At 35.7% G+C, this 17,798-nt stretch carries 21 protein-coding genes and 1 other RNA gene; 13 read left to right on the forward strand and 9 right to left on the reverse strand.

Going from position 1 to position 17,798, the window contains the following annotated elements; all coding sequences use genetic code 11:
- The first annotated feature begins 38 nt into the window (after positions 1-38).
- Entirely contained in the window at positions 39-929 is an 891-nt protein-coding gene (locus tag OZP13_RS05120) for a Ppx/GppA phosphatase family protein (protein WP_281299430.1), read from the forward strand.
- Positions 930-1,040: 111 nt separating this feature from the next.
- Here OZP13_RS05120 and OZP13_RS05125 read toward each other — a convergent pair whose 3' ends face one another.
- From OZP13_RS05125 to OZP13_RS05140, 4 genes are all read right to left on the reverse strand, one after another.
- Positions 1,041-1,604 carry a DNA polymerase III subunit gamma/tau gene (locus OZP13_RS05125; protein WP_281298886.1) on the reverse strand — a complete coding sequence of 188 codons (564 nt, stop codon included), beginning with the start codon at positions 1,602-1,604 and terminating at the stop codon, positions 1,041-1,043.
- Positions 1,605-1,693: 89 nt separating this feature from the next.
- Positions 1,694-2,779 carry a DNA polymerase III subunit gamma/tau gene (gene dnaX, locus OZP13_RS05130; RefSeq protein WP_281298887.1) on the reverse strand — a complete coding sequence of 362 codons (1,086 nt, stop codon included), beginning with the start codon at positions 2,777-2,779 and terminating at the stop codon, positions 1,694-1,696.
- 43 nt (positions 2,780-2,822) lie between these two features.
- Positions 2,823-3,485 (reverse strand): hypothetical protein, encoded by a 663-nt coding sequence (locus OZP13_RS05135; RefSeq protein ID WP_269242760.1) that lies wholly within the window; start codon positions 3,483-3,485, stop codon positions 2,823-2,825.
- A 74-nt stretch (positions 3,486-3,559) separates the two neighbouring features.
- Positions 3,560-3,880: a hypothetical protein gene (locus OZP13_RS05140; protein WP_269242762.1), complete on the reverse strand. Its 321-nt coding sequence runs from the start codon at positions 3,878-3,880 to the stop codon at positions 3,560-3,562.
- 119 nt (positions 3,881-3,999) lie between these two features.
- On the opposite strand from OZP13_RS05140, the gene rnpB reads away from it, so the two are divergent.
- The 3 genes from rnpB (at position 4,000) to OZP13_RS05155 (ending at position 4,889) form a co-directional block, all read left to right on the forward strand.
- An RNA gene (rnpB, locus tag OZP13_RS05145) (RNase P RNA component class A) lies at positions 4,000-4,324 on the forward strand.
- Between the two features lie 44 nt (positions 4,325-4,368).
- On the forward strand, positions 4,369-4,587 hold the full coding sequence (locus OZP13_RS05150; RefSeq protein WP_269242763.1) for a hypothetical protein: 219 nt from the start codon (positions 4,369-4,371) through the stop codon (positions 4,585-4,587).
- Positions 4,587-4,889: a type II toxin-antitoxin system RelE/ParE family toxin gene (locus OZP13_RS05155; RefSeq protein ID WP_269242764.1), complete on the forward strand. Its 303-nt coding sequence runs from the start codon at positions 4,587-4,589 to the stop codon at positions 4,887-4,889. The genes OZP13_RS05150 and OZP13_RS05155 overlap by 1 nt, the downstream gene beginning before the upstream one ends.
- 14 nt (positions 4,890-4,903) lie before the next feature.
- Here the strand turns inward: OZP13_RS05155 and OZP13_RS05160 are convergent, their stop codons facing one another.
- Together OZP13_RS05160 and OZP13_RS05165 are read right to left on the reverse strand one after the other, a co-directional pair.
- The gene (locus OZP13_RS05160) at positions 4,904-5,500 is read right to left on the reverse strand and encodes an RsmD family RNA methyltransferase (protein WP_269242766.1); all 597 of its coding nucleotides are present in this window, start codon (positions 5,498-5,500) and stop codon (positions 4,904-4,906) included.
- A complete protein-coding gene (locus tag OZP13_RS05165; RefSeq protein ID WP_281298888.1) occupies positions 5,497-6,315 on the reverse strand; it encodes a DUF3822 family protein in 819 nt (272 codons plus the stop codon). The genes OZP13_RS05160 and OZP13_RS05165 overlap by 4 nt, the downstream gene beginning before the upstream one ends.
- A 283-nt stretch (positions 6,316-6,598) precedes the next feature.
- On the opposite strand from OZP13_RS05165, the gene OZP13_RS05170 reads away from it, so the two are divergent.
- The 7 genes from OZP13_RS05170 (at position 6,599) to OZP13_RS05200 (ending at position 13,728) form a co-directional block, all read left to right on the forward strand.
- Positions 6,599-8,020 (forward strand): ATP-dependent DNA helicase, encoded by a 1,422-nt coding sequence (locus OZP13_RS05170; RefSeq protein WP_269242768.1) that lies wholly within the window; start codon positions 6,599-6,601, stop codon positions 8,018-8,020.
- 195 nt (positions 8,021-8,215) lie between these two features.
- Complete coding sequence (gene ygiD, locus OZP13_RS05175) at positions 8,216-9,046, forward strand: 4,5-DOPA-extradiol-dioxygenase (protein ID WP_269242769.1); 831 nt, start codon at positions 8,216-8,218, stop codon at positions 9,044-9,046.
- Between the two features lie 124 nt (positions 9,047-9,170).
- Complete coding sequence (locus tag OZP13_RS05180) at positions 9,171-9,704, forward strand: hypothetical protein (RefSeq protein WP_269242770.1); 534 nt, start codon at positions 9,171-9,173, stop codon at positions 9,702-9,704.
- Between the two features lie 85 nt (positions 9,705-9,789).
- Positions 9,790-10,206 (forward strand): hypothetical protein, encoded by a 417-nt coding sequence (locus OZP13_RS05185; protein WP_269242771.1) that lies wholly within the window; start codon positions 9,790-9,792, stop codon positions 10,204-10,206.
- A 51-nt stretch (positions 10,207-10,257) separates the two neighbouring features.
- On the forward strand, positions 10,258-10,983 hold the full coding sequence (gene kdsB / locus OZP13_RS05190) for a 3-deoxy-manno-octulosonate cytidylyltransferase (RefSeq protein ID WP_269242772.1): 726 nt from the start codon (positions 10,258-10,260) through the stop codon (positions 10,981-10,983).
- Positions 10,984-11,017: 34 nt separating this feature from the next.
- Positions 11,018-12,331 (forward strand): M16 family metallopeptidase, encoded by a 1,314-nt coding sequence (locus OZP13_RS05195; protein ID WP_281298889.1) that lies wholly within the window; start codon positions 11,018-11,020, stop codon positions 12,329-12,331.
- A 2-nt stretch (positions 12,332-12,333) separates the two neighbouring features.
- On the forward strand, positions 12,334-13,728 hold the full coding sequence (locus OZP13_RS05200) for a M16 family metallopeptidase (RefSeq protein ID WP_281298890.1): 1,395 nt from the start codon (positions 12,334-12,336) through the stop codon (positions 13,726-13,728).
- A 56-nt stretch (positions 13,729-13,784) separates the two neighbouring features.
- On the opposite strand, the gene OZP13_RS05205 is transcribed toward OZP13_RS05200, so the two are convergent.
- On the reverse strand, positions 13,785-14,495 hold the full coding sequence (locus tag OZP13_RS05205) for a potassium channel family protein (RefSeq protein ID WP_281298891.1): 711 nt from the start codon (positions 14,493-14,495) through the stop codon (positions 13,785-13,787).
- A 75-nt stretch (positions 14,496-14,570) separates the two neighbouring features.
- Positions 14,571-15,230, reverse strand: a complete 660-nt coding sequence (locus OZP13_RS05210; RefSeq protein WP_269242776.1) for a spermidine synthase — start codon at positions 15,228-15,230, stop codon at positions 14,571-14,573.
- Between the two features lie 61 nt (positions 15,231-15,291).
- Here OZP13_RS05210 and OZP13_RS05215 point away from each other — a divergent pair, with 61 nt between their 5' ends.
- Positions 15,292-15,849: a 1-acyl-sn-glycerol-3-phosphate acyltransferase gene (locus OZP13_RS05215; RefSeq protein WP_281298892.1), complete on the forward strand. Its 558-nt coding sequence runs from the start codon at positions 15,292-15,294 to the stop codon at positions 15,847-15,849.
- Here the strand turns inward: OZP13_RS05215 and OZP13_RS05220 are convergent, their stop codons facing one another.
- A complete protein-coding gene (locus OZP13_RS05220; RefSeq protein ID WP_281298893.1) occupies positions 15,850-16,329 on the reverse strand; it encodes a helix-turn-helix domain-containing protein in 480 nt (159 codons plus the stop codon). It lies immediately after the preceding gene.
- A gap of 311 nt (positions 16,330-16,640) precedes the next feature.
- On the opposite strand from OZP13_RS05220, the gene OZP13_RS05225 reads away from it, so the two are divergent.
- Positions 16,641-17,795 (forward strand): M14 family metallopeptidase, encoded by a 1,155-nt coding sequence (locus OZP13_RS05225; RefSeq protein WP_281298894.1) that lies wholly within the window; start codon positions 16,641-16,643, stop codon positions 17,793-17,795.
- The last annotated feature ends 3 nt before the right edge of the window (positions 17,796-17,798 follow it).

Genomic DNA, 17,798 nt, shown 5'->3' on the forward strand with positions numbered 1-17,798 from the left:
ATATCCCAGAATCAATGAATAACCCGCTCAACCAAGAAATGCTCAAAATAAAAAAATATGCCGCAATTGATATCGGTTCAAATGCAATGCGTTTATTAATCACCAATATTGTTGAGCAGGAAGGAAAACAATCACAATTCAACAAGAATTCCCTTGTTCGTGTGCCTATTCGTTTGGGGCAAGACTCCTTTACCGTAGGTGAAATTTCTCAAGAGAATATAGAAAGAATGATTGATGCCATGCAAGCATTCCGTCTTTTGATGAAAGTACACAAAGTCGAAAAATACTTGGCTTTTGCCACTTCGGCTATGCGGGAAGCTTACAATGGCAAAGAAGTTGTCGAAATTATTAAAGAAAAAGCAGGAATCAACATCGAAATAATTGATGGAAAAAAAGAAGCCGTAATCATTGCTTCAACAGATTTGCATCATCTTTTAAAATCCGACAAAACCTATCTATATGTTGATGTTGGTGGTGGAAGCACCGAGTTTTCTCTTTTTTCCGATGGTAAAATTGTCGTTTCCAAATCATTCAAGGCGGGTACAGTTCGTTTGTTGAACGAGATGGTGAGAGATGTCTTGTGGCAAGAAATGGAAAAATGGATTAAAGCCAATACAAAAGAGTATGACGATGTAACCCTTATCGGTTCCGGTGGAAATATCAATAAATTATTCAAAATGTCCGGGAAATTGCAGGATAAACCTTTGTCCTATATTTATTTGAATTCGCAATATTCCTTTTTGAATTCCTTGACTTACGAACAAAGAATTTCGGAATTGGGTCTGAATCCCGATCGTGCCGACGTAATCATTCCTGCAACCCAAATCTATCTCAACGCCATGAAATGGAGTGGTGCCAGAAATATTTATGTTCCAAAAATTGGACTTTCTGACGGTATCGTGAAGGCAATGTATTATGGAAAGATATAGATTCTGCTTGGTTTATGCAGAATGAATAGATCGAAAATTTGCAAATTTAACACTTCGGCAGAAGTACATATATTGCGAATTTTTGATTTTTTGAGTTTAAAAAACAGGATTTTAAACATCCAAATCGAATGTCTTTTTCAACAACTCCAGATTAGGATTTATTTCATTCAACCTGTTGAATTTATCCAAAGCTGTAAAAGCAAATTTTTTCTCGATACTTTCATTGACAACAATTTTGATGGCGATGTCGTGATTGTGTAAATGCCCTCTCAAATAGCCTAAAAGTCCGTTAATTTGAGATTCAAAATCGAGCTTGGATCCTTCATTGGGCAATTCGTGAATGATAGTTGTCCCTTCTAATTTGGGATCGCTTATCATCAAAAGGGATTCCATTATTTTGTGCCCTTTATCGCCCAAACGCAAGGCGTATTTATTCCAATACAACAGCATGTCGGTTTCGTTGAAAGCTTCCGTAGGCAGGTGAACTTCTTCTTTTACAATCCCTTTACTGCTTTCTTGTAATTCTCTTTTGGCACGAATACTCGAAAGCGACAATGCAGAAAATTTCGGACCTTCTGGAAGATTTGTTGTTGGTAATTTTGGAGTTTCGGTTGAAGTAACTACATTCGAAGTGCTAATTTCAACTTTTGGTTGTGCAACTTCTGCCTTCTGCAAACTGCTATCTGCCGGCTGCGTTCTGCTTTCCGCAGCCTGTTTAGTTTCAACTATCGAATAATCATTTCTCCTATAATAAGTAGGCGGAATTATAAATTGCTCAACTTTTTTTTTTCTCCATCAAAGGTGATGGAGGCAAGTTGCATCAAGCAAAGTTCAACAAGCAGTCGCTGGTTTTGACTCACTTTATACTTCAAATCGCAATCATTGGCAATTTCTATTCCTTTCAACAAGAACTCTTGTGATGCTTTTTGACATTGAATGGCGTACAGTTTTTGGGCTTGTTCGCCAACTTCCAACAGGGATAATGTCGAAGGAGTTTTGGATACCAATAAATCCCTGAAATGCGATGCCAATCCAGATACGAAATGATGAGCATCAAATCCTTTGGCAAGAATATCGTTGAAAGCAATCAGTAAGTCCGGGATTTTGTTTTCCAAAATCAAGTCGGTTACCGTGATATAGGTTTCATAATCCAGCACGTTCAAGTTTTCGGTAACGGCTTGACGGGTCAAATTATTACCACAATACGAAACCACTCGGTCAAAAATAGACAAAGCATCACGCATCGCACCATCGGCTTTTTGGGCAATAATATGCAAAGCGTCGTCTTCGCAAGTTACGCCTTGGCTAAAGGCCACTTCGGCAAGATGTTCTTTGGCATCTTTAACGGTAATTCTTTTGAAATCAAATATCTGGCAACGAGAAAGTATCGTCGGAATAATTTTGTGTTTTTCGGTCGTGGCCAATATAAAAATGGCGTGTTTGGGCGGTTCTTCCAATGTTTTCAAGAAAGCATTAAAAGCTGCCGAAGACAACATATGAACCTCGTCAATAATATAAACCTTGTATTGTCCCGTTTGCGGCGGAATCCGAACTTGGTCAATTAAATTCCTGATATCATCCACGGAATTGTTGGAAGCCGCATCCAATTCGAAAACATTGAAAGCAAAATCTTCGTTCGGATCATCATAACCAGGTTGGTTGATTTTTCGAGCCAAAATTCGGGCGCAAGTGGTTTTTCCAACACCACGAGGTCCTGTAAACAATAGGGCAGAAGCCAAGTGATTGCTTTCTATGGCGTGCAACAAAGTGCTGGTAATAGCCTTTTGTCCCACAACATCATTAAATGTTTGCGGACGATATTTACGGGCCGATACTACAAATTGTTCCATAGATTTTTATTGGAAAGCAAATATAGGATTTTAGTTGATTTGTTTATTCGCTAATTTGTTTATTTGAATAAAATTTTTTCCTTGCCAAGATGAAAATGAGTGTTGAAAACAATAGCATATTGATAATCAAAGAAATGATTAGCGCTATGTCATATAATGTCTTTTTCTTATTTTCAGGAATTTTATTTTGAGATAATTTATAGGCTCTCAATTGTTCTAACTGATAAAACCAATTTGACATTGTTTCGTTCCTAATTTTTAAATTATCTATTTCATTACTTAATGAATCAATTTTTGTGGTTCTTCTTTCTGAGGATGTAAATAATGGAATTGGTGGCAAAAATCCAGGGGGAATTTCTATGGTTTGAGATGGTAAACAATAATTCATGTGAATTGTATTGTCTTTATTAAAATTAGCATAAACAATCCATAAATCTTTTTTAAAAGGAAAAATTTCACAATTATCATTTAATGCTTTTCCATTTATTATTGAGGAATTATAATTTCCTTTGAAAAGTTCTATTATTTTAAAAGAATATTTTCCAGAAATAGTATCAATTTTTATTAGTTCACCATAAAAAACTATTTCTGCATCTTTAAGTCCTTCTGAAACCATTGTCTCTCTATTGTGTGGAGGACAATCACAGGAAAAAGATTGATTAGCCCAAAAGAAAATAACTAAAATAAATAAATTGTGCAGTTTCATAATTTAATATTGGATACACAATACTAAGCATTTTTCAGGAGAAATAACTTGATAATCGAAGTTAATTTTCTCACTTATAAAGTATAATTTCTACATTGCTTGTCATTTCCTTCGATGCATAATTTGGCCAAAACACTGGCGGCTTGACTTTCCGAGTTTGCCGAAAATCCAGCAACATAAACGCCCCTTTCGCCTGAATTTGAGGTTATGCCATAAACCACGGCTTCTTCATCAGGATCGGTGTCGCCATCATAGCGATAGACGTGTTCTATTTCGTAATTTTGGGGATTGTTTTGGATGGTTTCATCTTGAAGATTAAAATCGTGGATGAAACCTTTTTTATTCAATTCTTCTAAAGCTTCCGAAACGGAGGCATAATGATAGATAGGTTTCATAATAAAGAGATTTATAGTTAATCCTTAAAGATAACTATTTTATTATTAAGTGGTTGTGAAAGAGTTGTTAAAGTGAAGTGACTAAATATTGGAAACGGGGTTAATTATGCTAAATTTGCACCGCAGACCGCCTTATCGCCGCGATTATATCGGGGAGGAAAGTCCGGACACCACAGAGAAGCATAGCGGGTAACGCCCGTCGGTTTACTCTGAATTTATTTCAGAGTCGATTAGGACAAGTGCAACAGAAAGCAGGTACAGGTAATGCTGTAGTGAAACCAGGTAAACTCTATGCGGTGAAATTTCAAGTATATCGGCATTTAAGGGTGCTCGCCCGTTGTCGAAGGGTAGAAAGATGGAGCTCGCAAGCAATTGCGTGCCTAGATAAATGATAAGGCTCCAATTTATTGGGGACAGAATCCGGCTTACAGGTCTGCTTTTTTTATTTTTGGTTTTGTTTTTTTTGTAAATTTGAAATAAAAATAGTTATGGACATTCAAACTTCAAAAATTGAATTAGTAAAATTGATATTAGATATCGATAACACTGAATTTTTCCAAAAAGTCACTAATTTTATAAAAAATGAAAAATCTGATTTTTGGAACGATTTAAGTGTAGCGGAACAAAATGAAATCCGAAAAGGAATTGAAGATTTAGAGCAAGGAAAGAGAATTCCATATTCTGACTTTTTGAAAAAGATTTCTTAATGGAAGTGTTTTTGTCTGACCAAGCAGAAATAAAACTTTTGCAACTCAATAATTATTTACTTTATAAATGGAACGCAAAAGTTAGAGATGAATTTATAGAAAAACTTACCCAAAAAATAAATCAAATTTCAACACAACCTGAAAGTTGCCCACAATCTAAAAATTTTGATGGTTTGTATAAATGTGTTGTTACTAAACAAACTACGTTTTACTATAGAATTTTGTTTGATAAAAATGAAATTGAGGTTATTACAATATTTGACACAAGGCAAAATCCTGACAAGTTAAGCAATGAAATTTAGAATATAAAGGAAACCTATTCTTCTTCAGAATCCGAAAACAACTTTTCATCATCCATTTCTTCGTCAGTGGATTTTCCAATTTCGAAAAAACTAAAAATCGAACCTCCATAACTTTTCTTGAACGAAAAATGAGCCAAATGGTCGAGTTTCGTGTATTTGGAATGTTCGATAATCATCATTCCATCTTCTTGAAGTGCTTCTTTTTCGAAAACGGTCAAGACTATTTTATCAAAGGTTTTTTGATCCAAAGCATAAGGAGGATCGGCAAAAATAATGTCGTAAGTGGCTTTGTTTCTTTCCAAAAACTGAAAAACGTCACTTTTGGTTGCGGCAATGTTAAAATCGTATTCCGCAGCAACTTGCTTGATGAATTTTACACAACCAAAATCAGCATCGACTGAGGTAATTGGAGTGCTGCCACGAGAGGCAAATTCGAAACTGATGTTTCCGGTTCCCGCAAATAAATCCAGTATTTTCAAGCCTTCAAAACTGAAATGATTGTTCAAAACATTGAATAATGCTTCTTTTGACATATCGGTTGTGGGGCGAACTGGAAGTCCTTTGGGCGGAAAAATACGTCTTCCTTTATATTTACCTGAAATGATTCTCACGATTGGAATAAAATAAAATGTTTTTGATTTTGGGCAGTTGAAAAGGAATTGTTTTTCTGCAAATTCGATACGTCAAACAAGGAAACATTTCGAATATATTTGAAAGCCAATCGATAAAAATCGTCTTCCTCGGTAATGGTTCCCAGTAATTCCAGTTTGAAATTCTCGGGATTCATATTCAATTGTTCGGCAGTGAAAAGCAAATAGTACAGAAAATCTTCCGGCGTTTGATAATCGAAAGAATTGAATAAAAGCAACTTCTGGTTTTGGACCACAATGATTTCAAAATGTCCGGGATTGAAATTCACGATCATTTTTTTATCATCATTATTTCTAGAAGCTTCCAAAAGTTTGGCAACCAAAATACTGTTGGCGTGTTTGTAATTGAAAGAACCAAATTGGTCAATAAAGAAATTATTGATATTCACATAAGGGATGTAAACCGTATTCATTTGGTAATTCTGGATTTCGTCAAAAGCAAAAAAATCGGTATTGAAAACCTTGGTGTTGTATTGTAAATAGCTTCCCAAGAAGTTCTCGTCAAAAAGCGGTTCTGGTACAAATGTCGAAAGATTGTTGTTGTGAATTACCAAAATCTCGTCATACGAATCCTTTAATTCTGGATTGTTATTGAAAGCATCTCCAAACAATTCTTCTATTTTCGTGGCTTTGTGAAAGGTGTCAAAATGTACTTCATTCACGGAAAGCACCACATTATTCAAGGTGTCAAAAACACAAAATGAAAGCCCCGTCAAGGAAACCTGAAGCGAGAGTTTTTTGTATTTTTTGTCGGTAATGGTAGTGTTAATGGACATGGTTGCAAACTTACAAAATTTCAATGGCAATAGCAAAAATCAATGGCAATAGCAAAGGGGTTCGCCTTAAAAAAAAGTTAGCCACGACCCGAGCGATAGCGAATAGGCGAAGCAATTACACCAATTGTCACTAATTTTTCTAAAATTTAAAATAAAATTACACAAATTCTATTTGTATCAAAAATTAGTGAAATTAATAACTAGTCAAAATTCGTGTTTATTCGTGTAATTCGTGGCGAAAACTCTTAAACTTTTTCCTTACTTTGCAGTCAAATTACACCTAATGGAATCCTCCTTGTTTTATAGCCTTTTACAGAAAAAATTCCCTTTTAAACCGACGTATAAACAGGATATATTTTTCCAAAAAATAGCTATTTTCTTGACCGAAAAAGACAACAACACGATTTTTGTCTTGAAAGGATATGCCGGAACGGGAAAAACAACCGTGATTTCGACCATCGTCAATAATTTACTCGACATCAACAAGAAATATGTTTTGCTGGCGCCAACAGGTCGTGCAGCCAAGGTAATTGCCAATTATTCGAACAAACCTGCTTTTACGATTCACAAGAAAATTTATTTTCCCAAGAAATCTTCGGGCGGTGGTGTTTCGTTCACTTTGCAACAAAACAAACACACCAACACGATTTTTATAGTCGATGAAGCTTCAATGATTTCCGACACAAATTCCGATTCCAAGTTGTATGAAAATGGTTCTTTGCTCGATGATTTGATTTCCTATGTCTATTCGGGCACCAATTGCAAGATGATTCTTTTGGGAGACACGGCGCAATTACCGCCAGTAAATTTAGATATAAGTCCAGCTTTGGACATTCGAACTTTGGGAATGAATTACAACAAAGAAGTAGAACACATCGAATTGGACGAAGTAATGCGTCAGGAAGAAAACTCTGGAATCTTGTATAATGCCACGGAACTTCGGGAATTGTTGAAGGATTCCTTCATCGACGAATTCAAATTTGACCTCCAAAAATTCAAGGATATTGTCCGCTTGACGGATGGTTACGACATTCAGGATGCCATCAATTCGTCGTACAGTAATTACAGCATCGAAGACACGGCTTTCATCGTTCGATCTAATAAAAGAGCCAATCAATATAATGAACAAATCCGCACGAAAATTCTCGATAAAGAAAGCGAATTGTCCACAGGAGATTTTTTGATGGTTGTAAAAAATAATTATTTCTGGCTCAAAGATTCCGACGAAGCCGGTTTTATTGCCAATGGCGACATTATCGAAGTATTGGAAATCTTTAATATCAAGGAATTGTACGGTTTCAAGTTTGCCAATGTCAAAATAAGAATGGTCGATTACCCCAATCAAAAACCTTTTGAAACGGTACTATTATTAGATACCATAAAAAGCGAATCACCATCCTTGACTTACGAAGAATCCAATAGATTGTATCAGGAAGTTTTGAAAGATTATGAAGGCGAAACCAAGTTCAAGCAATTCCAAAAAGTGAAAGCCAACGAATATTTCAACGGCCTGCAAGTCAAGTTTTCGTATGCCATTACTTGTCATAAATCGCAAGGAGGGCAGTGGAATACTGTTTTTATAGAACAACCGTATTTGCCCGACGGCATCAACAGGGATTACATTCGCTGGTTGTACACCGCTATGACGAGAGCAAAAAATAAATTATATTTGATAGGTTTTAAGGACGAGAGTTTTGTGGAGTAAAAATCAATAAATATATGGACGGTTTAACTCCCACCCAAAGCCTAGTCAAAGCCTAGTCAAAGCCTAGTCAAAGCCTAGGTTGTGGTACCCCTAAAGAGGGGCTATAAATCGTGTTATTTTCTTTTCCACAAGCAACTCGTATACAATCAAAGGACTTGAAGAAAAGAGGAAAGAATTATTATAAAATAAATGGTTATGAACTCATTGAATGATTTACATAAAATATCCAGCACTTTTCCAAACACCGAAAAAATGCCGGTTTTATTTTTGGGACACGGAAGTCCCATGAATGCCATTGAGGAAAACCAATTCGTGACTGGTTTTCGTGACTTGGCCAAAACCTTGCCGCAACCCAACGCCATTTTATGCATTTCGGCGCATTGGTTTACCAATGGAACCAAGGTCACCGCAATGGAAATGCCACGAACCATTCACGATTTTGGAGGTTTTCCGCAAGCCTTGTTCGATGTGCAATATCCTGCGAAAGGCAGTCCTGAATTAGCAGTGGAAACCAAGGAATTATTAAAACCAATTGAAGTGGAACTGGACGAACATTGGGGTTTGGATCACGGAGCTTGGAGTGTAATTAAACACTTGTATCCCGAAGCGAATGTTCCCGTAATCCAGTTGAGTATTGATTATACCAAATCACCGCAATATCATTTTGAATTGGCCAAGAAATTAAGCGATTTACGCCGAAAAGGAATCCTGATAATTGGCAGCGGCAATATCGTTCATAATTTGCGATTGGTCGATTTTCCTAATTTTGACAAAGACAATTACGGTTACGATTGGGCAATTGAAGCCAGGGAAACGGTAAACAATTATTTATTGGACGGCAATTTTCAACCGCTTATTGATTATGAAAAACAAAGCAAGGCTTTACAAATAGCGATTCCCACGCCAGACCATTATTTGCCCTTGATTTATACATTGGGTTTAAAAGACAAAACCGAAGAATTAAGTTTGTTCAATGACAAATTAGTGGCGGGTTCCTTGAGTATGACTTCGGTGAAGATTATGTAAGGGGTTTTGTGGGAAAATGGTATATTTGAATAAAAATAATTTAGATTAAATATTCTCTTTAATAATGATATGAATATTTATGAGTTATTGCAGCAATTATAAAACGTAAAAAAGATAAATAATTATGATGATAGACCAAATAATTAGCTTTTTAAAAAATGATATTAGAGGATTAATCATCCTTGCAATTTCAACTAGTATTATTTCTTCTTTAATTTATGACATAGCTAAAAAACAATATATTAGAATCAATTTATTAGTTAGAAAGAAAATTTTATTTAGCCAATTAGAGGGTTTTTTCCATAGAGTTGGGATTGGATATGCATCTGGTTTTGCTCATAATTCTTCATATAAACAAATCTTTATCACTGGAGATATGATTATACAAATAATTTTGCAGATATCTAAAATAATAATCTCTTTCCTAATATTCATCTCGTTAAGTGTATTAATAGGACAGCCATTTAATTGGATATTCGTAATTATACTTTCATTCATAGTGACTTTTCAATATAAATCATTAAAAAAATATTTAGAAATGTATGAAACAATTGAAGAACAGGTCTTTGGTAAAGAGTTTCATATAGAAAAGGAAAAATATTTTAAAGAAATTATAGAGGAAAAGTTTGGTATCAAGAATAAAACTAAAGAAGAGTAAAATTAAAATATTAGCAAGTCTAGATGTTTCCCCCAGCTAGCGCGAGCGTCCCGCTCGTGACCACAACTAAAAAATAAAAATCTATATGAGAACCAAATTATCCTTACTAATCCTAACTGCTTTTCTGTTTTTGTCTTTTATGACAATAAAAAAATCTGATGACGATAAACTAAAAAACAAATTAACAGGAACTTGGAGTGGTTCTGAAGAAGACAATCAAATTCGAGGGGTAACCAAGTATTGGATTCAAATTCGCAACAAAAATGGAACCTACATATTAATGTACACAACAATTGAAAATTGCGAGGTGGAAAATTTTGTTGAAAAAGGAAAATGGTGGGTGAAAGACGGCGTGTTTTACGAGAAATATGAAGATAGTGACGAACCAGATGTTTATGCAGTAGAAATGTTGGATGATAATAATGTCAAATTCAAGGCTAAAAAATTAAGCTCGGAATTTGACAATAAAGAATACGAGTTTACAGAAATCAGACAAGAGTAAATAAAAATATACCTTTGCGGCTTAGCGCCTTCGTGGCAAAAATAAAATAAAATGAAAATAATAGCAGTCATTCCCGCACGTTACGCCTCAACTCGATTTCACGCCAAATTAATGGAAGATTTGGGTGGCAAAACCGTGATTTTAAGAACCTATGAAGCCGCCAAAAAGTCCAATCTTTTTGACGATGTTTTCGTGGTTACTGATTCCGATTTGATTTTTAAAGAAATAACTTCCAATGGGGGCAAAGCCATAATGAGCATCAAGGAACACGAATCCGGAAGCGACCGAATTGCCGAAGCCGTAGAAAATATGGATGTGGATATTGTGGTCAACGTGCAAGGCGACGAACCTTTTATCGACACGGCAGCTTTGGAAAAACTAATTGAAGTTTATAAAAACGACACCGAAAAGAAAGTGGATTTGGCTTCCTTGATGTGTGAAATAAAAGACGAAGCTGACATCAACAATCCCAACAACGTGAAAGTGGTCGTGAACCAAAATGGTTTTGCGTTGTATTTTTCGCGATCCATAATTCCGTATCCAAGAGAAGCAAATGTGGGGGTTCGTTACATGAAACATATCGGGATTTACGCTTTCCGCAAACAAGCCTTGATGGATTTCTACAATCTGCCGATGAAATCATTGGAAGCGTCCGAAAAATTGGAGCAATTGCGCTATCTGGAATTTGGAAAAAGCATCAAAATGGTTGAAACTTCCCATATCGGTATTGGCATTGACACCAAAGAAGACTTGGAAAAAGCGAGAAAATTGATGTAAAAACAATATTTTTAATTTTTAATAATTATAATTTATGAAGAAAATAATTTTCCATCTGGCACTTTTGCTGGTCTTTACTAGTCAGGCACAAATAAAAGCCGATGATGTAAAAACGTTTACGCTCAACAACGGAATGAAATTTTTGGTTGTTGAAGATTTCTCCATTCCCAACGCCAATATGTACTTTTTTTACAAAGTGGGAAGCCGAAATGAATACCAAGGAATCACGGGACTTTCCCATTTTTTTGAACACATGATGTTCAACGGAGCCAAAAAATACGGTCCAAAACAATTTGACCGCACGATGGAATTCAATGGAGGAGCCAATAATGCCTACACCACCGAAAATGTTACGGTTTACACCGATTGGTTTCCCGCTGCTTCTGCAGAAATTATTTTTGACCTCGAAGGAGATCGAATTTCCAGCTTGAGCATTGATCCAAAAATGGTCGAAAGCGAAAGAGGAGTGGTGTTGAGTGAGCGTCGCACCGGTATTGAAAATTCCCCTTGGAGACCTTTGTCCGAGGGTTTGCAGGCAACCGCTTTTCAAGAACATCCGTATCATTGGCCAGTTATTGGTTATGAGGACGACATGAAAAACTGGACGCAACAAGATTTGGAGCGTTATTTCAAAACCTATTATGCGCCAAACAATTGTGTGGTGGTGGTTTCAGGTGCCTTGAAATTGGAAAAAGTAAAGGAACTGGCCAAGAAATATTTCGAACCGATTCCAGCTCAACCAGCTCCGCCCAAAGTGCATATCGTAGAACCAGCCCAAACCGGAGAACGAAGAATCACTATCAAGAAAGAAGTGGAAACACCTTATATGATGATTGGATATAAAACCCCGGAATCCAAGAATGAAGATTATTATGCCTTGAATATCCTGAGCTCTATTCTTTCAAGTGGAAATTCGTCTCGATTGTATTCGACACTCGTGGATCAAAAAGAATTGGCTACCCAAGTGGGCACTGATTATGGAGATACTTTCGACCCTTTTCTTTTTAATTTTTATCTTGTCGCCAACCAAGATGTGAAAGAAACCGATTTGGAACAAGCAGTTTATGCCGAGATTGAAAAAATTAAAAAGGACGGCATCACCGAGAAGGAACTTCAAAAAATAAAAAACCAGAAACTAATGGAGTTTTACAATCAGGTAGAAACCATTAACGGTAAATCGAACAATATAGGAACCTACGAAGTATTTTTCGGGGATTACAGGAAAATGTTTGACGCTCCAGCTAATTACAACAAAGTCACTGTTGCCGACGTGCAGAGAGTTGCCCAAAAATATTTGACCAAAAGCAACCGAACAGTAGCCGTATTAAAAACCAATGTAGAAGAATAATTATGAAAAATATTCAAAAACTCATACTGTGTTTACTGGTAATTACTAGTGGTAACTTATCGGCACAAGGATTCAAATTACCCAATTACACGACTTTCAAATTGGCAAACGGTCTTACGGTTTCATTGATGGAGCAACACGATGTGCCTGTTATCAGTGTTTCGGTCGTTCTTCCCGGAGGCGCTATTTATGATTATGATAAAGCAGGATTGGCCTCATTGACGGCTGTTTCGCTCAAACACGGCACCAAAAACTTTACAAAAACAAAGCTAGACGAAGAGTTGGATTTTCTAGGTGCCGAAGTAGATACTTATGCCACAAAAGAATTTGCGGGACTTTCGTCCAATTTTGCATCCAAGGACAAAGACAAAATTTTGAACATCATTAAAGAAATTTTGCTTAATCCAGTTTTTGATGCTGGCGAATTCGAAAAGGAGAAAAGCAGGTTGTTGGTTTCATTGGCACAACAAAAAGAAAGTCCAAAATCCGTAATAGGTCCTTATTTTGATACCTTATTGTATGGGAATCATGTTTATGCCAATGTTAAAAATGGAAACAAGGAAACCGTTGGCAAATTGACTGTAAATGACGTGAAGGATTTTTATAAAACCAATTACAAACCCAATGAGGCAGCCATTTGCATCGTTGGTGATTTCAAGGTTAATGAAATGAAAGCAACGATAACTAAGTTGTTCTCTGGTTGGGAAAAATCGGCTACTAAAATTGGAAATCTGGCTTCAAAACCAATCAATTTTCCAACGGAAAGCAGGGTTTTGTTGGTCAATAAAGGAGATTCTAAGGAAACTACTTTTTATATTGGAGCACCCGGAGTGAGCAGAAACAATACTGATTATGTGGCGATTGAAGTGGTCAATACTCTTTTTGGAGGACGTTTTACTTCAATGTTGAATGATGAACTAAGAGTAAATTCGGGTTTGACGTATGGAGCAGGAAGCCGATTTAGTAATTTGAAAAATGGCGGTTCTTTTTATATTTCCACTTTCACGGCTTCTAAAACAGTGGAACCAGCGATTGACAAAGCTTTGGAAGTATTGAAAAATTTGCATACGAAAGGAATTGATGAAAAAGCATTGACTTCGGCCAAAAATTATGTCAAAGGACAGTTTCCACCGGATTATGAAACCACGGAACAATTGGCCGGCTTGTTGTCGCAAATGTTTTGGTATAATTTTGACCAATCATTCATCAACAATTTCGAAAAAAACGTGGACAGTCTTGACTTGGCAAAAGCCAACCAAATTATCGCCAAATATTTCCCAAAGGACAAATTGCAGTTTGTACTGATAGGCAAATCAGAAGACATCAAGAAAATTGCCGAGAAATATGGCAAGGTCATCGAAGTCGATATAAGTGACGACATCAAAAAAATGAATTAATTAAAAGGGGAAATCAGTTGGTTTCCCTTTTTTTTGGACAAAAATAAACTGAAGAATCAAGATTCATTTTCATTGTCGAAATAACCTTTGGCTTTTATTTTTGTAGTGAAGAAGTTCATGAACAGCACCACAAAAAACAAGAACAAGAAGGCTTGGGCGGTGGCCAAAACCCTTCCTATGGTAGTCACTGGGTAAAAATCGCCATAACCTATGGAAGCCGAATTGATGGTGCTGAAATAAATGGCGTCAAACCAATGCTGAAACGGCTGGTTCAAATAATTCCCGCAAGAATACAAAACGGCAAACGAAAATATGATTTCCACATAATTCAAGAAAAGCAGGAGCATCGACCTTTTATAAGAATTGGGTTTTGAAATCATGTCCGATGCAAAAATCAATGTGGGAATGTACAAAACGGTTTCGAGCAATACATAAATCATTAACCAAATAACAAAGTTGAATTCTTGCCAATGATTCATCAAAATCAGTAGTGGGAATATCACTTTGAGCAACACATAAAAATCCAGGGCCAAATCCCGATATTCATAACCTATCAAATAAGCCAAATATTTGATGTAAACTCCCGGAAAAAGTAATTGGGAGGAAGAAAGAAACAAGCGAACCAGTTTTTCTATTCCATTGTCGTTTTGGTGGTTGTTGTTCCAAATCGCATTGATGTTTTGAATTCGTTTTTGTACTGGATTGAATTCGGGTTTTTCCACCTTGGACAGGTTGCCCAAAAACAGTTTTTTTAGTATTGATTTCATGTCATTTAATGCTGGAAATTCACCTCGAATGTACGAAATATTTGCGTCGTTTTTAGTAAAGAAAGCGATTTAAAATTAGCTTTCTATTATGATCAACTCGTTTAGTTCTTCTATTTTTCGCAGTTTGGTCACGGTGTATTTAGTAGCGTCAAAAGCATTGAAAAAATCCAGATTGAGTTGCTTTTGCTTGTCATTTAACACCATGGTGTTGAAAAGGATAAAACCTTTGGAGTTTAATAAAAAACAAATCCTGTCGATGAAAAATTTTTCAAACAGAAAGTTGGGCATCCTGACGTCTTGAAAAACATCGATGATGATCAAGTCGTATTTTTCCTTGGTTTTCAAGACAAATTCAAAGGCATCATCGATGATAATTTCCAGGTTTTGAATTTGGTCCAGATGAAAATATTCGTTGGCAATCTCGATTATGGCTTTGTCAATTTCGACTCCAGTTATTTTTCCTTCAAAATGAATCTCGTCAACCAAAGTTTTTATGACGCTGCCGCCAGCCACTCCTAGAACGAGAATCTTGTCCATCGTCTGGATTCTTTCAAAACCAATAAATTTCAAGCCTTTTCTCAAAATGCGCTGCAGGCTTCCATAAGAATAGTTGGTATTTTTACTGTCCAAAACCAATTCGCCATCTGTCCAGGTGACTTCCAGCGTTTGACTGATGGTGGATTTTTGTTTGAAAATATTGAGCGGAATGATGTAACTGAACAGTTTTTTGAACATTGAAAATATTTTTATCAAAAATAGCAGAATAATATTATTTTTACTGAAAAATAGGTTCTAAATGAAGAGAAGTTTTTACAAATTTATTTTCTTTCAGCTTATGGGCTGGAAAATTGAAGGCGCCATTGATGAGAATATCAAAAAATGCGTTTTGATGGTTCTTCCCCATACCAGCTGGCATGATTTCTATTTAGGAATATTTACCAGAGGGATTACTGGAGTTGAAATGAATTATATAGCAAAAAAGGAGTTGTTCCGTTTTCCATTCGGATATTATTTCCGCTGGATGGGTGGTGCTCCAATAGATCGTTCGGGAAGTTTGAACAAGGTGGATAGCATTGCAAAAATATTTGATGATTACGAAGAATTTAGATTGGCTATTGCGCCGGAAGGCACCAGAAAAAAAGTCGACGAACTGAAATCAGGTTTTTATTATATTGCCTTAAAAGCAAATGTTCCAATTATTCCGGTAGCATTTGATTTTGGAAGAAAAACGATAAGCATTGGAACCCTATTTTATCCCACGGGAAATTATGAAGCCGATTTGAAAATTTTACTGCAGCACTTCGAAGGTGTGTATGGAAAAAATCCTGAACTAGGTTTTAGTGCCGAAAAATAATTATTCTGGCGAATAGGTTTTAAAAGTTCCATTTTTATAGAAAATGACGATTCGGTCAATTTCCGAATTCTTTTCTTGAATCACCGAGTTTTGCATATTCGGAAAAGTAATTGGATTTTTTTCTTCTGCGGGATTTTTATTGCTTTGCAATTCTCCGGAAAATAAATCAGCAGTTTTCTCCATTTTGATTTCCATAATTGGACTGTTGACAATTGGAGTGGGAGTCGAAAGATTCATGACATTTTCAAATTCCGATTTCGGAAAAGTTCCCTTTCCTTTCAAAACCCAATACAAATCTACTTCGGGAAATACATCCAAAATTTTAAGTATAAAATCAAGGCTTGGTTTGTTTCTGCCAGAAAGTAGGTGGGACAAACTAGAGCGTTGCACGCCTATTTTGTCGGCAAATGAAGAGGCATTTAAACTGTAGTAATCCAGTATAATTTCCAGTCTTTTTATAAAATCTTCTATGTTTACCATTGTAAATTAATTTAAAAATTAATTGTTTTACAAATGTAATCAAAAAGACTGAATACACCAAAATTACATTTGTAAAACAATATAATAATGCTTTTTGTTTAAAACCTAAACTTCTTGTAAATGTATTTAATGAAATGATAATTAGCGACTTAAGTATTAAAAATCTAAAGTTAAACATTTGTCAACAATTGATGCTGCTGAAACGGATTAATTCCGTTTAAACCTGTTTACAGAAATAAATAATTGTCAATTTCTTTAGTTTACAAATGTAAAAATAAAGATGTTTACTTTTGTAAAACAAAATTATACCCATGGATTTAGAACAATTATTCGACCAAAACAAAGAGAAGTCATTGCAGGGTCGTTATATAACTTTGGACTCAATAGAGTCTTTGTTGAACAGGTTAAATACCAATAATCAATTGGAAGTTATTGGAAAGTCGGTATTGGATAAGCCTATTTATAAGTATCAAATTGGTACTGGAAAAATCAAGATTCTGCTTTGGTCCCAAATGCACGGAAATGAAAGCACGACCACAAAGGGGCTTTTTGATTTTATAAATGTGTTGCATAACGGTTCGGAATTAGCGCACAATTTGCTAAACACATTTACTTTTTGCTGTGTTCCGATGTTGAACCCTGATGGAGCAAAGTTGTACACTCGTGCCAATGCCAATAATATGGACTTGAATCGCGATTCACAAGATCTTTCGCAGCCGGAAAGCAGGATTTTGAGAGCAACTTTCGAGAATTTTAAACCTGATTTTTGTTTTAATCTGCACGACCAACGCACCATTTTTGGAGTTGCAGACACGGGTAAGCCGGCTACGGTGTCTTTTTTGGCGCCAGCTTATAACGAAGCTAGGGAGATTAACGAATCCCGATTGAAGGCAATCAACTTGATTGCAGGAATAAATAATGTTTTGCAGCAATATATTCCGGGGCAGATTGGGCGTTTTGACGATTCATTTAATATCAATTGTATTGGGGATACTTTCCAGTATTTGGGTGTTCCGACAGTTTTGTTTGAGGCAGGACATTTTCCAAATGATTATGAGAGGGAAGTGACTCGGAAATACATTTTTATGGCTTTGATTTCTAGTTTTAAAATACTAAACGAAAACGATATAGTTGTTAGTGAATTTGATAATTATTTGAGTATTCCTCAAAATAAAGTCGTTTTTTATGATTTTATATATAAAAATATCAAAATAAATTATGATGGTATTGAAATAATCACGAATTTTGCAGCACAATACAAAGAAGAGTTGATTGGAAATCAGGTTTGTTTTAATGCTTACATAGCAAAAATAGGCGAATTAGATGAATATTTTGGACATGTTGAATATGATGCAAAAGGTGCTTTGTATAAAGACGATAAACGTAATATTCCTGAATTAGATCAAAAAGCTGATTTTTATATAGAAAACAACTCGAATTTTGTTAACGGTTTGATGATTTGTTAAAAT

The sequence above is a fragment of the Flavobacterium limnophilum genome, assembly GCF_027111315.2.
GTDB classification, from domain to species: Bacteria; Bacteroidota; Bacteroidia; order Flavobacteriales; family Flavobacteriaceae; genus Flavobacterium; species Flavobacterium limnophilum.

Bases quoted from the DNA above. Each gene is read 5' to 3' on its own strand.
- OZP13_RS05120 (WP_281299430.1), top strand. From the start codon at position 39: ATGCTCAAAATAAAAAAATATGCCGCAATTGATATCGGTTCAAATGCA.
- dnaX (WP_281298887.1), bottom strand. From the start codon at position 2,779: ATGGAACAATTTGTAGTATCGGCCCGTAAATATCGTCCGCAAACATTT.
- OZP13_RS05135 (WP_269242760.1), bottom strand. From the start codon at position 3,485: ATGAAACTGCACAATTTATTTATTTTAGTTATTTTCTTTTGGGCTAAT.
- OZP13_RS05140 (WP_269242762.1), bottom strand. From the start codon at position 3,880: ATGAAACCTATCTATCATTATGCCTCCGTTTCGGAAGCTTTAGAAGAA.
- OZP13_RS05150 (WP_269242763.1), top strand. From the start codon at position 4,369: ATGGACATTCAAACTTCAAAAATTGAATTAGTAAAATTGATATTAGAT.
- OZP13_RS05155 (WP_269242764.1), top strand. From the start codon at position 4,587: ATGGAAGTGTTTTTGTCTGACCAAGCAGAAATAAAACTTTTGCAACTC.
- OZP13_RS05165 (WP_281298888.1), bottom strand. From the start codon at position 6,315: ATGTCCATTAACACTACCATTACCGACAAAAAATACAAAAAACTCTCG.
- OZP13_RS05170 (WP_269242768.1), top strand. From the start codon at position 6,599: ATGGAATCCTCCTTGTTTTATAGCCTTTTACAGAAAAAATTCCCTTTT.
- ygiD (WP_269242769.1), top strand. From the start codon at position 8,216: ATGAACTCATTGAATGATTTACATAAAATATCCAGCACTTTTCCAAAC.
- OZP13_RS05180 (WP_269242770.1), top strand. From the start codon at position 9,171: ATGATGATAGACCAAATAATTAGCTTTTTAAAAAATGATATTAGAGGA.
- OZP13_RS05185 (WP_269242771.1), top strand. From the start codon at position 9,790: ATGAGAACCAAATTATCCTTACTAATCCTAACTGCTTTTCTGTTTTTG.
- kdsB (WP_269242772.1), top strand. From the start codon at position 10,258: ATGAAAATAATAGCAGTCATTCCCGCACGTTACGCCTCAACTCGATTT.
- OZP13_RS05195 (WP_281298889.1), top strand. From the start codon at position 11,018: ATGAAGAAAATAATTTTCCATCTGGCACTTTTGCTGGTCTTTACTAGT.
- OZP13_RS05200 (WP_281298890.1), top strand. From the start codon at position 12,334: ATGAAAAATATTCAAAAACTCATACTGTGTTTACTGGTAATTACTAGT.
- OZP13_RS05205 (WP_281298891.1), bottom strand. From the start codon at position 14,495: ATGAAATCAATACTAAAAAAACTGTTTTTGGGCAACCTGTCCAAGGTG.
- OZP13_RS05210 (WP_269242776.1), bottom strand. From the start codon at position 15,230: ATGTTCAAAAAACTGTTCAGTTACATCATTCCGCTCAATATTTTCAAA.
- OZP13_RS05215 (WP_281298892.1), top strand. From the start codon at position 15,292: ATGAAGAGAAGTTTTTACAAATTTATTTTCTTTCAGCTTATGGGCTGG.
- OZP13_RS05220 (WP_281298893.1), bottom strand. From the start codon at position 16,329: ATGGTAAACATAGAAGATTTTATAAAAAGACTGGAAATTATACTGGAT.
- OZP13_RS05225 (WP_281298894.1), top strand. From the start codon at position 16,641: ATGGATTTAGAACAATTATTCGACCAAAACAAAGAGAAGTCATTGCAG.